This is a genomic window from Opacimonas viscosa (genome assembly GCF_024199005.1).
Taxonomy (GTDB): domain Bacteria; phylum Pseudomonadota; class Gammaproteobacteria; order Enterobacterales; family Alteromonadaceae; genus Opacimonas; species Opacimonas viscosa.
This window is the reverse complement of the sequence record NZ_JANATA010000032.1, coordinates 1-15,189: the sequence shown is the minus strand read 5'-3', so window position 1 is coordinate 15,189 and position 15,189 is coordinate 1. Positions and strand designations below refer to the sequence as shown.

The 15,189-nt window shown below is 37.4% G+C and carries 12 protein-coding genes and 2 pseudogenes; 3 read left to right on the top strand and 11 right to left on the bottom strand.

The genetic code is table 11. From position 1 onward, the window contains the following. Positions 1-97: 97 nt before the first annotated feature. Positions 98-1,075: a site-specific integrase gene (locus NLF92_RS12345; protein WP_254102421.1), complete on the top strand. Its 978-nt coding sequence runs from the start codon at positions 98-100 to the stop codon at positions 1,073-1,075. A 299-nt stretch (positions 1,076-1,374) separates the two neighbouring features. Here the strand turns inward: NLF92_RS12345 and NLF92_RS12340 are convergent, their stop codons facing one another. The 4 genes from NLF92_RS12340 to NLF92_RS12325 all read right to left on the bottom strand — a co-directional run bounded on the left by NLF92_RS12340 (position 1,375) and on the right by NLF92_RS12325 (position 7,875). After that, positions 1,375-1,692, bottom strand: a complete 318-nt coding sequence (locus tag NLF92_RS12340) for a DUF6957 family protein (protein WP_254102419.1) — start codon at positions 1,690-1,692, stop codon at positions 1,375-1,377. A gap of 213 nt (positions 1,693-1,905) precedes the next feature. Continuing rightward, positions 1,906-4,992, bottom strand: coding sequence for a type I restriction endonuclease subunit R (locus NLF92_RS12335; RefSeq protein WP_254102417.1), 3,087 nt, complete (start codon positions 4,990-4,992; stop codon positions 1,906-1,908). A 38-nt stretch (positions 4,993-5,030) separates the two neighbouring features. Then, on the bottom strand, positions 5,031-6,320 hold the full coding sequence (locus NLF92_RS12330) for a restriction endonuclease subunit S (protein ID WP_254102415.1): 1,290 nt from the start codon (positions 6,318-6,320) through the stop codon (positions 5,031-5,033). Next, on the bottom strand, positions 6,310-7,875 hold the full coding sequence (locus tag NLF92_RS12325) for a type I restriction-modification system subunit M (RefSeq protein WP_254102413.1): 1,566 nt from the start codon (positions 7,873-7,875) through the stop codon (positions 6,310-6,312). The genes NLF92_RS12330 and NLF92_RS12325 overlap by 11 nt, the downstream gene beginning before the upstream one ends. 180 nt (positions 7,876-8,055) lie before the next feature. Here NLF92_RS12325 and NLF92_RS12320 point away from each other — a divergent pair, with 180 nt between their 5' ends. After that, positions 8,056-8,214: a hypothetical protein gene (locus tag NLF92_RS12320; RefSeq protein ID WP_254102411.1), complete on the top strand. Its 159-nt coding sequence runs from the start codon at positions 8,056-8,058 to the stop codon at positions 8,212-8,214. Between the two features lie 63 nt (positions 8,215-8,277). Further along, positions 8,278-8,499, top strand: a complete 222-nt coding sequence (locus NLF92_RS12315; RefSeq protein ID WP_254102409.1) for a hypothetical protein — start codon at positions 8,278-8,280, stop codon at positions 8,497-8,499. 1 nt (position 8,500) lies between these two features. Here the strand turns inward: NLF92_RS12315 and NLF92_RS12310 are convergent, their stop codons facing one another. From NLF92_RS12310 to NLF92_RS12280, 7 genes and pseudogenes are all read right to left on the bottom strand, one after another. Next, complete coding sequence (locus tag NLF92_RS12310) at positions 8,501-8,764, bottom strand: hypothetical protein (RefSeq protein WP_254102407.1); 264 nt, start codon at positions 8,762-8,764, stop codon at positions 8,501-8,503. A gap of 241 nt (positions 8,765-9,005) precedes the next feature. Further along, positions 9,006-9,518: pseudogene (locus NLF92_RS12305) on the bottom strand (peroxiredoxin); the annotation flags it as partial. Positions 9,519-9,731: 213 nt separating this feature from the next. Beyond that, positions 9,732-9,881: pseudogene (locus tag NLF92_RS12300) on the bottom strand (redoxin domain-containing protein); the annotation flags it as partial. 101 nt (positions 9,882-9,982) lie between these two features. Further along, positions 9,983-11,533: a sensor domain-containing diguanylate cyclase gene (locus NLF92_RS12295; protein WP_254102403.1), complete on the bottom strand. Its 1,551-nt coding sequence runs from the start codon at positions 11,531-11,533 to the stop codon at positions 9,983-9,985. A gap of 149 nt (positions 11,534-11,682) precedes the next feature. Beyond that, positions 11,683-13,266, bottom strand: a complete 1,584-nt coding sequence (locus NLF92_RS12290) for a methyl-accepting chemotaxis protein (RefSeq protein WP_254102401.1) — start codon at positions 13,264-13,266, stop codon at positions 11,683-11,685. 129 nt (positions 13,267-13,395) lie between these two features. Then, positions 13,396-14,427 carry an MBL fold metallo-hydrolase gene (locus tag NLF92_RS12285; RefSeq protein ID WP_254102399.1) on the bottom strand — a complete coding sequence of 344 codons (1,032 nt, stop codon included), beginning with the start codon at positions 14,425-14,427 and terminating at the stop codon, positions 13,396-13,398. A gap of 99 nt (positions 14,428-14,526) precedes the next feature. Then, positions 14,527-14,982: a DUF2177 family protein gene (locus tag NLF92_RS12280; RefSeq protein ID WP_254102397.1), complete on the bottom strand. Its 456-nt coding sequence runs from the start codon at positions 14,980-14,982 to the stop codon at positions 14,527-14,529. Positions 14,983-15,189 lie beyond the last annotated feature (207 nt).

Below are 15,189 nucleotides of genomic sequence, written 5' to 3'. Positions count from 1 at the left end.
GATATGATGCCTTAAGGATAATTAAATAAAAGATGTAGTGGCCGTACGGTTACGATTATTCTATAAATATCTAGATAAAATTAATGTTCCAAATCTAATGGATTTACCAAGCAAGCGCAGTACTAAAAGGATGCTAAGTGACGCAGAGCAAGAGGGAGATTTTTTAAACTATGCTAAAGAAAGCACTGACACAGAATACAAAAAAGATCCATTAATAGACCATAAACGAATTAAGAGAGTTAGCTCTTACATCTCTCAAGTACTAAATATTGAACAGATGAGAGCACTCATTAGTGAGCTGAGAAAAATAGATGTCGTATACGCTGTTATGGCGAAAGTTCAATTTGACACTTGCCTAAGGCTCAATGAGTTAATCACTTATTTCCCGCATACGTCAAACACTCTAAACCCTAAATTCATGTCTTGGGGAGAGATGTATACCAAAGACATAAGGCATCAAACCTTAAAATTCATAGGTAAAGGGCAAATTGAAAGGGAAATTGATGTTGATATTCAAACGATGAAGTTAATATCTGATAAGTATTTAACTGAGAAAGTGCCTAACTCTGACATTACTATTTATGCAGACAGGAAATTAAAATTTCAAACTACATACTTATCCACTAAAGCAGGCAAAGACAGTCACTACAAGATAGACTCAGACATTCTCTGGATAAAGGATGATGGAACGCCAATTTCAAAAAACATGTACCAGAAAGCTTTTAGAGATGCACGAAAAGCACTCTATCAAAAAGAAATACTTCCTCTCAATATCAATGTTAGACCCCATGCCATGAGGCATACAGGAGCATCACTACGTCTAGTGAAGTACAGACAAGAAACAGGCATTGATATTCATATCGACAATGATGGTGACATCCACGCTTTCTTACAAGGGCTGTTAGGGCATGAAAAGTTATCAACTACTCATAAATACATCAGAACAGTACGAAACCAAGCATTCTCAAACTTAGCGCTGAAAACAATTATACGAAACGAAGACCTATGGGTTGACGAGATGGCGACTAACACTACTTTAAGAAAAGGTGTAGAGTCAATAAGAGCAAAAAAGTAGTCACATTTTAAATAAGTGCGTAGCACTTATTTACGGTAGGTAGCTAACGTAAACTCCAATTCAGAGGTTGTTGTGGATCGTGAATATCAATTGCTGTTGTTAGCCTTGGATTCAGCTAATTTTTGAATTTCCTCTAACGAAGTATTTAAGTGCTCCTCGCACCTAAATACCATGCGTTTCCTAATTCTATTCTCTTGTTTATCTGCTTCTGTTGGCATTAGAACCTCAGTTCTAACATCAACGCTTTTTTTGTTACATGCATCACAGATAGCATTTTTAAAATCAATCATAAGGTTTTATTAATGATAATAGACATTATCTCTTTCATGTATAAAGTTGATCTCTTGAGGTGAAAGCCCGCTTCTTAATTTTTCAAAGTCGTTAAATTGCACTTCGGAGCCGATACCTTCGCCAAGCAATTGATAAATTGAGCCTGTTTTTGTTTTAATGATATTTGTATCAGTGTTGAAGTGGGTAATAGCTGAAGAACAAACATAGTCATTCTCAACATAACGATATGTGCTATCTGAGACTACTGTTCCAAATAAAACATTGCCTAGTTCTTCATTTTTATTGAAAACTGTAACGATCTGCCAATTTTTAACCACCGTATTCATTAAGTATCTCCTAGATAGTTCCATAAAACTATCTTAGGCAATTCAGATTTAAAAACATAATGAAACCGTGGATCTAATATTAACTTTATTTTAACTTATTGATTCAGAAACTCTATTTTCTTAAAAATCAGAAAAATACGTTATTAACGTTTTAAAAACTCATTACCTACAGCGTGATTGTGGCTGAAACAATATGCTTCAGCCACTAGATAGCTAAGCCATCACTTCTGCTTGTTTAAGAATTGCTTCTACTGCCTCAGCTTGGTAATCAGGCGGATAGCCCGTTCTCTTAAGAATCTTCTTAATGTTTCTACGCATCTTAGACCTTAAGTTAGGGCGCTTTTCCCAATCAGGTTGAGAGCTGTTTCTAATCTCTTCAACTAATGCCTTTGCAATTAAAACAATATCATCATCAGTCATTGCATCTTTTGCACTTTCATTCTCTAAAAGGGCATCATAGAAAGCCAGTTCTTCCTTGGTTAAGCCGATTTCTTCACCTCTATCCGCTGACTCTCTTAGTTCTTTTGCTAGCTTAATAAGCTCTTCAATCACTTGACTTGTATGAACAGCCTTATTCTTGTATTTAGCTACTGATGCGGCAAGCATGTCCATAAAAGAACGCTGACTAGCTGCATTTTTTGCAGTTCGAGTGCGAATTTCATCTTCAATAAGCTTTTGAAGCATTTCAACAGCTAAGTTCTTATGCTCCATTTTCTTTACATCATTTAAGAATTGATCATCCAAAATGCTGATTTCAGGTTTATTTAATCCGGCAGATTTAAATACATCAACCACTTCACCTGTCACTATAGCTTTAGAAACAACTTGCCTTAGTGCATGTTCTACCTTGTCACTATCAAGTTTCTTTCTGGCTAGCGTAGATTTCTTAATCGCAGCCCTGATAGTTTCAAAGAAAGCAACCTCTTCTTTATATTGGTTCGCATCATCGTGAGTGCTACATAAGCTAAATGCCTTTGATAAGGCCAATACAGCTCTATCAAAACGCTTTTTGCCATCTTTGCCTTTGAAAACGTGGTTCATAGCACCAGCCAATAGTTTTAAAGCATTCTTTTCAAAACCACTGTAATCAAAGCCATGCATGATTGACTGACATACATCCAGTTTTGTTTTAAATACTGACATTGCTTCATCAATATCTACAGTAGGTCTGCCTTTACCATTGTTAGCAGTATAGTTAGCTAATGCATTTTTAAGATCTTCTGCAATACCAAGGTAGTCAACAATCAAGCCTCCTTCTTTATCTCTAAAGACGCGATTAACACGAGCAATAGATTGCATTAGGTTGTGACCTTTTAATGGCTTGTCGATATACATCGTATTTAAACAAGGTGCATCAAAACCAGTGAGCCACATGTCACATACAATGATTAATTTAAGTTCGCTGTCGGGATCTCGCACTCTTTCAGCAATTTTACGCTGAATTGGCTTTTTATGAATATGCTCTTGAAATGACTGCTTATCTGATGAGTTGCCCGTCATAATGACTTTCATTGAGCCTTTGAGTGGGTCCTCATCATGCCAGTCAAGACGTAGTTTTTTGATGGCATTATAGACTTTAACGCAAGCTTCACGGCTAATGCACACAAGCATAGCTTTACTCAGCATCACTTCTTCACGCTTTTCAAAATGAGTGACAAAATCTGATGCTAGTTTTTCAACACGTTTATCTTCAGTAACTAAGGCTTCTAGAGCTGCATTTTTGGACTTGAATCGGCTTTGATCTTGCTCGTCATATCCATCTGTTGCGTCTTCAACTTCATCTTCAATATCTTCGTCATCAACAACAGTATTTAAGTCCATTTTTATCAAGCGGCTTTCATAATATAGCGGCTTAGTTGCTTCATCTTTTTGCGCTTGTTCAATGTCATAAATTGAAACGTAAGAGCCAAATACATGTTGAGTATCTTTATCTTCAGTTTCTATTGGCGTACCAGTGAAACCTATAAAACCTGCGTTTGGTAATGCAGTACGAAGGTGATGGGCATAACCGTATTTCATTTGACCTGTTTTCTGGTCAATTCTCGCTTTCATACCATATTGAGAGCGATGCGCTTCATCAGCACCAACGATAATATTATGGCGATTAGATAGAGGTTTGAATTCCGTTTCGCCTTTTTCTGGCTGGAATTTCTGCATAGTAGTGAAGAAAATGCCACCTGCTGGCTTATCTTCTAAGTGATCACGAATATCAGTGCGATTTAAACACTGAATAGGCTTTTGCCTTAATAAATCTTCACTTGCTAAGAAGGTTTCAAAAAGCTGATCATCAAGGTCGTTTCTATCAGTTACGATAACGATAGTAGGATTTTCTAGTTCAGTCGTAGCCATTAGCTTTGCACTGTAATACACCATTGATAACGATTTACCTGAACCTTGTGTATGCCAGAAAACACCACAGCGTTGATCGCCATCTGGCCTTGTTGCCTTTACCGTATTTACTACTGCATCTCTGACACCGTGGAACTGGTGATAGCCAGCTTGTTTTTTAATGAATGAGTCTTTGCTTGCTTCATAGGTAACGAAGAATTGTAGGTAATCGAGTAGTAAATCTTTATCAAAGAAACCACGGATCATTACTTCAAGCTCTAGCATGGTCTCTGTATCGTCATTTGAGCCATCAATGGTACGCCAGTGCATGAAGCGTTCACGATCTGCCGTTAGAGAGCCTATACGGGCCACTGTGCCATCAGAGATGATCATGGCCTCGTTACATACAAAGAGATCTTTAATAGTGTTCTTGTACGTTTGAAGTTGATTATACGCAGCCCACACATCAGTTTCTTCTTTTCTTGGGTTTTTAAGTTCAATTACTGATATGGGCAAACCATTAATAAAAACCACAATATCTGGTATACGGTTATCTTTTTCACCGTGAGTTACACCATCAACTGAATATTGCTGAACAGCTAACCAGTCGTTATTGTGTTTGTTTTTGAAGTCAATTAAATAAACGCGATCACCAACAAGTTCGCCTTTATCATTATGATATTCAACCTGAATACCTTCGATTAATTGACGATGAAATGTTTTGTTAGCAACAGCAGTATTGGCGTGATACTGCCTTAACTTCGTTATGGCATCCTCACGAGCCGACTCAGGTATCCCTGAGTTTATGTCTTCTATTGCTTTTCTTAGTCTGCCTAATAGCATGACTTCACTAAGCGAATCACGCTCTGGTGATGCACTCGCTGGGTCTATTTTAGAACCATGAAGAGTCTGATAGCCGATGCTATCAAACCACTCCATACATTCTGTTTCTAATTGATCTTCGTTTACCATTTTTACACCTTATTATTCTTTTTAATTTTCCATGTGCCTTAACTCGCTTCTTCGAGTAGTTCCTCTGCTTTTTGGATTGTAATCTTACCTGAGATTAAACGAGGTAGTAGTTTATCTCTTACTTTCATCAATGTTTTAGCCTGAGTTAAACATAGATTGCTACGCTCAATTAATGGTCCAAATATATCATTACCTTTTGAAATTAATTCTTCTAGATTTGGAACAACTACTTTAGCTTGAGATAAATGCTCTCTTTTTATGTGCCCCATAGTAGTAGCTTTATCGGCTGCGATACGAATAAACTCTGCCAAATGTCTATTTACCCACATTGAGTAGAACCACTTTGGATAATCTTCAGATGTTACTTTAAACAAGTGCTGATTTAATACACCGGGACCATGACTCCAAAAACATGTTGTTAGTGAACCTGACCAAGAAAACAAAAAATCACCATCATTTACAATGTACTTTGGATCAACTGAAGGTGAAGCTTCATTAGTTTTTTCTTGGTAGCCAGCTCTCATTTCGGCAATCTTAATAACAGGCAGTGGAGCTTCCCCCTCTTTCGGTCTATGTTTCTGACAAGCTAAACCATTAAGGAAATGTGCTATTTCATCCAAACTCTTAACTTCCCACCCTTTCGGAATCACCCCCAACTCCGACTCTTCAAACTCATTTGGGAACAAAGCTTGTATTTCAGGTGAAAGCCCATCAAAAGGCACGCCTTCTGCGTTTGCTTTAACAGGATCGAAATCAACAAACCATGATTTAAAGATACGTTGGGCGATCTTTTCTAATGTTGCGTCCATGACGGTGTTGTTGGAGATTTTGTCATCTAAGCTTTTAAGAATGTCTGAAATACTGTTTTGAATCTCTAATGGTGGCAAGTGAAAGGAAAACTCTCTCATTAACTTTAATGAGACATTTTTAATTGTTGAGCCACTAGCCAATCTGTCTAAATAACTTTTAAAGACTGGGCTTGAAACTACATATTTCACGAAATGTTTATCTACATCTTCGTTTACATTAAAGTAACATGCACTTTTACCTAAAAATATTCTTTCACCATTATATTCTGCAACATTACCAATGGTGCCGTTTATAGATACTAAAAGCGTTCTGTCATTTAATGGCTTTTTATGCTTTTCATATTGTTCTAAACTGGCTCTTTTTGTTTTTTCATTAATTACAATCTTTCCATCTTTAAGGTTATTGCCATTAATGAAATGGTATTCTCCTTCTTCATCATATTCAGGAGTACCATGTAAACCATCACCAAGAACAGAAGTAATGTCTTTTAAAGTTACAAGGGGCCAATCAGACATCATACCCAACCTCCTTCAAAGAGGCTTTAATCTCAACATCAAGTTTAACTGACTTAACTATTTGACCAGTCAAAGCTTCTGTTAATAATGCCATTTCTTCTTCAAATTCGGCTTCATCTTCTTCAACTTCGGCAGCACCAACGTAACGTCCCGGTGATAAGTTATAGCCTTGAGCAGCTATATCTGCTTTATCTACGGCTTTGCAGAAACCCGGAATGCATTCGTAGGCTTTATCGGTTTCGCCTGTTTCAGCCCACGCGTGATAGGTTTCAGCGATTTTCTGAATATCTACTTCATCAAATACGCGCTGTGCAGCGGTTTCTAAACGCCCTAAGTGCCGTGCATCAATGAATAGTGTTTTACCTTTATGCTTCTTGTTTTTGTTCAAGAAAAATAAGCATGACGGGATCTGAGTATTGATAAATAGTTTTGGCGGCAAAGCGACCATACACTCAACTAAGTCATCTTCTACGATACCTGCACGAATCACATCTTCGTTGTTGTTATTGGATGTCATAGCACCATTTGCCATCACGATACCCGCTTTACCTTTATCATTAAGGTGATGGATCATGTGCTGAATCCACGCATAGTTAGCATTGCCGTTAGATGGCTCACCATATTTCCAACGAACATCGCCACGAACTTTCTCAGCGCCCCAATCATCTTGGTTGAACGGTGGATTCGCCATACAATAATCGGCTCTTAAATCTTTGTGTAAGTCGTTTAGAAGGGTATCACCGTTTGACTCGCCTAAGTCGAAGTCAATGCCACGGATGATCAAGTTCATCGCAGCCAGCTTCCAAGTGGTGTGAGTATATTCTTGACCATAGACTGAAATATCACCGCGCTGACCACCATGAGATTCCATGAACTTTTCAGACCATACAACCATGCCAGCCGAACCGATAGCAGGCTCATATAGCTGCCCTTTGTGTGGAGCTACGATCTCAACGAGCACCTTCACGATTGAGTCAACCGTATAGAACGCTCCAGCACCTTTACCTTCTGCTAATGCAAATTTACCTAAGAAGTACTCGTAAGCCTGACCTAGCACGTCAGCCGCTTTGTGATCTTTGCTATTGAAGCCAATTTTTGAGAATAATTCGATTAACTCACCGAATTTAGCAGGTGGAAGTTTTAAAAGGCTGAAGCCTCGGTATAGTAAGCCTTTAACTTTAGGGTTAGCTTTTTCAATTTCACCCATTGCTTCATCAAGGATTTTTGCAATGTTGGTATCTTTAGCTTGCTTGGCGACATGTTCCCAACGAGCATTTTCAGGAACCCAGAACACGTTTTCAGCGTTGTATTCATCACGATCATTAATGATGGCTAGACGGTCTTCTTCATCTTCTTCGTAATAATCTTCATTATTTGGATCTGCTGTCCACTGCTTTAAGTTTTCTTGCATTTCAACGAAAGAATCTGAAACGTATTTTAAGAAAAGAAGACCTAAAACGGGGTGCTTGTATTCGCCCGGTTCTAATGCACCGCGCAGTTTAACGGCTGATTGCCAGAGCATTTCGAAGAAATCTTTACCGCCTATATTTTTTACCATAAGAAACTTTACCTTGTGTTTGTGCTATGACATTAAATCCGATTTAATCTTATTAAGTCACAGTAACTTAAATTCTTTTTTACTGCCAATTACATTACAAAATTAAGCTTGTTATGTCAAGTGATGTTATGTAACATAACAAATGTATTTAATAAAATTAATAATATTGGAAATCTTATTATGGCTGTTGGTAAATCAGGTCGCGTAGTTGTCGAAATTGACCCTGAACTTAAAGAGCAATTACATAAAGCAATAAAGATGCAGGGCAAGACTTTAAAAGAGTGGTTTGAAGAAAAGGTTAAGCAAGACTTTCCTGATTTAGTTAAGAAAAAATACTAACTTTTAATATCAGGCTTAAAATAATCTTTCAGTACAAAGATTGTAAATTGGAGTGGCTAATTTATGAATAAATATAAAGAAGGCGAATCAACTAAGGCTATATGTGAAAATTGTAAGGCGTTAGTTAATGCTAGATATAAAGTTCGAGATGTGCCATTCAGCGATGGAAGGGGGACTGTCAAAGACATACTAGCCATTGTTTGTGGTAACTGCGAAAGGGTAATTGGAATACCGCACCAATCAACCCCTGCTATCAAAAAAGCATTTGAAAAATATGATAAGTAAGCTATTTAGCTTCTGTATCTTTATCATCCATAGGCTCGCTATTTTCAACTCGCATAAATGCTTTTCCGTCCAATATGGCAATTTCTCCAATTTCAAGTGATTCGAGCTGTTCAGGTATAATTTGTTTTGCTCCAATGTTTGTTACATTAGAATTAAGCCTGTCCTTTCTAGACATCATAGCCTCGGTATATGTAGATAAAAGCTGATGATATTTAATAGGAAGGTTTAACTCAACAGCATATAGCGATATTGAAATTAGCTGCATGGATGCAGCGTTAAAGATAAAGTGGAAACACACTCATTTCCCATCCTGCTAAACAAATAAATTCATCACAAATGTTTCCTGAGCTGTTGGAACAGCTCACACACTGAACTTGCAAAAAACGCGATCTAAAATTCAGGGAAGAATGGATACCGCAGCATGGATGCTGCGCAGAGTAAGCTACTAATAAGGCGAACTCTTCACCTTATTAGTAGTGAATAACCAAGATAAACTATTTTGCTTTTAAATAATTTAACATTGTATCAGCGTCTGATACTTCAAATGGGTCAGTTGGGCAATTGTCTGAATAGTCACTTTCTACAAAAGCCTTTTTAATTTCACCGTTTTCTAAGTACATAGAATAACGCCAGCTTCGCATACCAAAACCTAAATTAGATTTATCAACTAGCATCCCCATTTTTCTTGTAAATTCGCCATTACCGTCAGGTAATAAGAATACATTTTTAGCATTCTGACTTTTACCCCATTGATACATTACAAATGCATCATTAACTGATACACAAATAATTGCATCTACACCTTGTGCTTTAAAGTCATCATATAGCTCTTCAAATCGAGGTAAATGTGATGTCGAACATGTAGGAGTAAAAGCTCCCGGCAAAGAAAATAGAACAACATTTTTACCAGCAAAAAGTTCGTGAGTGCTCAAGTCTTTCCATTCGAAAGGATTATCCCCTTCTAAATTATCGTTACGAACACGGGTTTTAAAAATTACTTCTGGTGCTTTATTTATCATTTTGAATCTCCAATTTGGAATTAATTAAATTTCAACAGTTAGGAAAAATGGTTTGTCTTTTTTTACTGTTGCTTGTTTTTTTATGTAAGCTTACGCATTTTTTATCAATACTTAGTGAATAATGGCGCTTAGCTATATGTTGAAGAGGTTTGTCTACTTAAAGCTTATTCTATCTACGCTACTTTAATTTCAACACATAGATAAGAAACATTAAGGACAAACAAATGTAAAGTCAGCTGGATAGAATAAGAAAACTGACCATTGACCTTTTAAATCATCAGAAGAAATAGTCACGAAATCAGACTGACCAGGTACAAATGCTTGAGTTTCAAAAGAAGGAATTACTGAATTAATTTTAGCCATTATATATATCCTATTTAGTTGTTTAAATGTACGTTGTGCTCAACGTTGGATACATTATGGATGGAATGAATGATTCTTTAAAATGAATAAAAACGATTATTCTAATCAATTAATTTGATTTTATTTTTACCGCCTTGCTTTGCGACGTATAAGGCCTTATCAGCTCGCTCTAGGATGGATTTTACCGTATCGTTTCCCTGGCACTCAGTTATACCCAAGGAAATAGTAATCTTGGTACCTTCAAGCTCAAAACTCTCAATATTTTTCCTTATTTGTTCCGCTACTGCTGCAGCTTGTAACCCAGTACACTCTGGACAAATAATGATAAACTCATCTCCCCCAAAACGGCCTAAAACATCAGAGTCACGCACCCGTTGATTAATCCGTTCAGAAATATTGATTAAGACTTTATCACCAAATTGATGGCCTTTGGTGTCATTAATTTGTTTAAAACCATCAACATCAATAAAGATTAATGATAAGGCATGCTCGCTGCGTCTTGCACGCTCAATCTCAGTTGCAAGTGATTGTTTAATCGTATCTTTGTTAACTAAATTAGTAAAAGGCTCAATTTGTGTTTTAAACTCAAGTTTCCTGATATAAGTCTGATCTGTTAACACCGTCAATAAACGCAAGCCATGCCCAGACTCATAAGCTGTAAGATCAATCTTAACTGGCACCATATCGCCATTTTTATTTCTCCCAATGAACGAACCTTGATGAGAGTTGTAAAATGGTTGCAGGGTTGCCCTTTGTTTTTTAAGCGCCGGTAAGATGGTGTTGACTATAAACCCCATGCGCATATTTTTGTGTTGCCCTTGTTCGCCAGGAGTGACTAAATCATCAATATTTAGCGTAGCAAATTCATTTTTAGAATAACCAAAGAGTTTATGGGCGTTAGCGTTGAACTGAAGAATATTGCCATCTGTATCTGACATAATGTAACTTTCCACTGCGCCAAACATTAAGGCTGAGAGCTCCAAGTTAGTTTCACGATGTAAACGATACAAATATATTAGGCAAATACCTAAAAAAGTGAATAGTACCAAAAAAGCGAAAACGACTTGCTTCATGTAGGTAGATATTTCAATAAATTTATCGTTGTTAGTCAGTAATGCGTCTTGGTGGCTTTTCTGAATATCCGCATATAAGGATTTTAGTAACGTAACGGTCTGGCGGTCGTCAATACTCGCTTCACGATCAGATATCGTAAATCTCTCTTCTGCCGGTGTGTTTTTAAATATCTCAAGTTTCTCACTATAGGCATTGAGTGTACTACCAATAACACCTAACTCTTCAAGATATTGTGGGTTGTCCTGCAAAGTAGTCTGTAACAAATTAAAAGAAACTAAAGATTGTCGATAATACATATCCGCTTTGAATAAATCATCAAGCCGACGATACAAAATATAATTTTTATAATGATGAATAAATCCGCCATATCCTAATTCACTTTGAAAATTAGAAATAGCAGTTGTGGCATCAGTAAACTTTGAATATTGGGTAACAGCTTGTTCTTCCAGGCCACTGAGATCCCTGTGTAACTTGCCATAAATGAGAGCAGACACAACTAACAACATGAAAAAAACGAGAATTAAGATTTGTCCCAATACTTTCGTTTGTTTAATATTATTTTTATTTAACGTGTCCATCTATTAAATCCCAAAGAGATACCTATTTAAATATAGACTTAAGTACAATAAATTCCACAATATTTGTAAGCAATAACCGAGAGTGTTGCATAAAAAAATCCTACTATCTTTCGATAAAGTAGGATTTTTAACGTAACCAAGAAGTAACTTTAATGTAAGTTATTATCTTTTACTTGGAATCTATGTATCACTGAATTCACCATAGTGATGGTATCTTTCAGAGTTGTACTCGCCTCTAAAGCTTTTTCTGATGCACTTTTGGTCTCCATAGCACCATCTGCAATTCCGACGATTTGTTCATTAATATGCTCAGCAACATTTGATTGTTCTTCAACAGAAGACGACATTTCGATCGTCATATTGGAAATAGTACTGACCGCAGTATTTATTTCATTTAAGGCATCCCTAGTTTTTTGGACAATCGCAACACCTTGTTCAGCTGATGCTTTCCCATCTCTAGAGACGGTTACGGCTCGCTCTGAACGTGATGTTAAGGCATGAATAATCTGATGAATATGATCAGTAGATTCATGTGTTTTTAGAGCTAAGGAACGAACCTCATCGGCAACCACGCTAAAACCTCTCCCTTGTTCACCAGCACGAGCAGCTTCAATGGCAGCATTTAATGCTAATAAATTAGTCTGTTCAGCTATGGTGGAAATAATATTGGCAGCTTGCCCTATTTGCCCCGTTGATTCTGCAAGCTCTTCTACAGTAGATGTAATCGATTCAACCGCGTCATTCAACATGTTGATAGTATCCAGCGCTTCTTTCGCTCTATCGTTACCAGAGTTCACATTTTGATAAGCTTGTTTGGAGTTTTGTGCATTACTTTCTACCCGTTCAGCGACCTCTTGAATGGCGGTACTCATTTCCGTAATAGCCGAAGCGATTTGCTGAGTACTCAAATTTTGTTGTACTGCGGCACTACTCGTTACCTCAGCCTGAATTTGGGTAGAATCTGCAATGCGATCTAATTCTTGAGCTGCATCGGAAATCCTTGTAAGTGCAGTTCTGCATCGGCTCAATTCACATAGTAATACTAATTTAGCACGTGCTTTTAACCCGTAATCATTAAAATAGGTTTGTGCAACTAATTGGTTGGAATAAGACTGAGGACTTTGCGCAATGATCTCTTCCCACTCTTTATTATGTGCATAATTCGAATATATACCCGAACAAATAACAGCGGCCAGTGCCATAAGACCCACTAAAATTTCGCCGAAATATATATCTATCCCTAACGCTAAACCACCAATAAGCAAAAATGGCAGGTACTGTTTCATAAAGAACGTGCATTGCTCAAGCACACTAATCGCGGGCTTACCCGCCGAAAGACGCGCATAAACTTCTGTCGCACGTTTCTTTTCTGCTTCTGTTGCACAAACACGAACAGACTCATACCCAACTAGCTCGCCGTTATTTTTGACTGGAGTAACAAATGCGGAAACCCAGTAATGGTCTCCATCTGCACGTCTATTTTTTACTAAGCCCATCCAAATATTACCGGCTTGTAAAGTTTCCCACATTTCCTTAAAAACAGGGGGTGGCATATCAGGGTGGCGAATTAAGTTATGAGGTTGACCTATGAGATCTTCGCGTTCGTAACCGCTGGTACGAACAAATGCATCATTGCAATGTGTTATGCGTCCATGCTTGTCTGTAGCTGAAATCAGTCTATCAGTATGCGGAAATCGATACTCCTTTTGAGTAACCGGTTGATTATTACGCATTATCAAGCACCTTCTAATTGTAGTGTAAATCGTTTGCTGTTTTGTTGCCTATTTCTATAAAGAACTATAGATATATTGTTGTAAGTATTATCTATAATCGGCAGTTCGCAAATTTCTTACAGGGTTTATTTACAAGGTCTGATAAATATAGGTGTTTTGACTTAATGTACGAGTGATTTTTTGGTCATACATTAAATAATTAAGATGGGCGTAAGCTTCTGCTATAGCAAAAAATAATCCAGCGCCATCTAATTCCCGTTTGAATAACACTGATAACGCTTCTTTAACTGTTAGACCATCGCGACATGCAACGAGTAAATCGTTTAAGTGTTGGTGGTGATGAGACGTGATATTGTGTACACGTTTTCGAGGGTTATTGAAAGGATGTCGATGCGCAGGTAATACTAGAGTTTCATCTGGCAGTTGGCTAAAAGGCACTAACGTTGTTAAGTATGCTAATAATGGATTACTCTCCGGCTGGGTTGAATAACTACCAATATTGGGTGTTATTTCCGGTAAGACATGGTCACCAGAAATTAAAATACCATCATCTTTACAATACAAACTGATATGTTCAGGAGAGTGCCCATTTCCTTCCATTAGAAACCATTCTTTAGCGCCTATTGATAATTTTTCTCCACCTTTCAAACGCACAAAATTTAATGGGAGCGGAGAAACAATATTTTTAAAGCCAGTAGATGATTGGGTAAATTTTGCGACTTGTTCCTCAGAGAATCCGGCACGTGAATAATACTGTTTGTCCCCCCATACACTCGCGCCTTGTGCACCTGCATAAAGCGCACGGGACGCAAAATATTCAGTTTGAGACATATATAATGGAATGTGAAATAACTCTGACAGATAGCCGGCACAACCAATATGATCAGGATGCATGTGTGTTGCAATAATCTTAGTTAAGGGGGCATCTAATTTATCTAAAATAGTAGCCCAACAATTTCGAGTAGACTCTGTAAAAAGTCCTGTATCAACAAGCGCCCAGCCTTGTTCATCCCTCAGTAGATATACATTAATGTGATCAAACGCCATAGGAAGAGGTAACCTGACCCATAATAAATCCGGTGTTATCTCAGTCCACTGAGACGACTGAGGCACAGTATATTTTTGTTTTAAGTGTTGTTCTTTTAAGTTTGTATTCTTCACAGAAGGACTATTAAAGGATTAAAAATTAAAATATCTCATAAACCTCAAAAACAAGATAGATAAAGTTGCTGGTGGAACATTCTTAATATTGATTACTAATTATTGATCTAATGAAACAGGAATATTATTTTGTTGTAGAGATAAAATGAATACTTGCCAACCAACAGAGGCGCTTGTTGCTGTTAAAAATATTCCCCAAGGCCAGTCAACTAACAACAGACCCAAAGAAAATCCATCAATTAAACTATATGCAGTCAGGTTATAAGTACCATATGCTGCAGTACCTAATAATCCGCCATCAATAAACGAGTAGTACCAGGGCTTATCTCGATTAGGAACAATAGCTAGGACGAATATAATAAAACCATACATGAGGTAGAAAACAAACCATGGCCAAACAACCACAGACTCCTTAATAAACCCTTGCATAGCTTCTGTATAAAAATCGCCAGCGATATGACCAAGCCATATATAATCAAGGATACCAAACGTGATAAGAATACTAAAATAAGAAAACAGGATGTGTTTAAAGAAAGATATGAATTTGTTTAACATGATAATAAGTCCCTATAGCATGGGCATACCTTACAGAAAAGGAAGAATGCTAACAAGACAAGTATTTCCATGATGCAACAAACAGCACTTCACTAGAAAGCGCTATTAACCCATTAGATGGCGTCATCCCTCCCTGCTCACTAAGGATCCTACGGATCCAAATCGTTCACAGCGACCGATGTCACCATTGGTGGGGGTTTGTTTTCA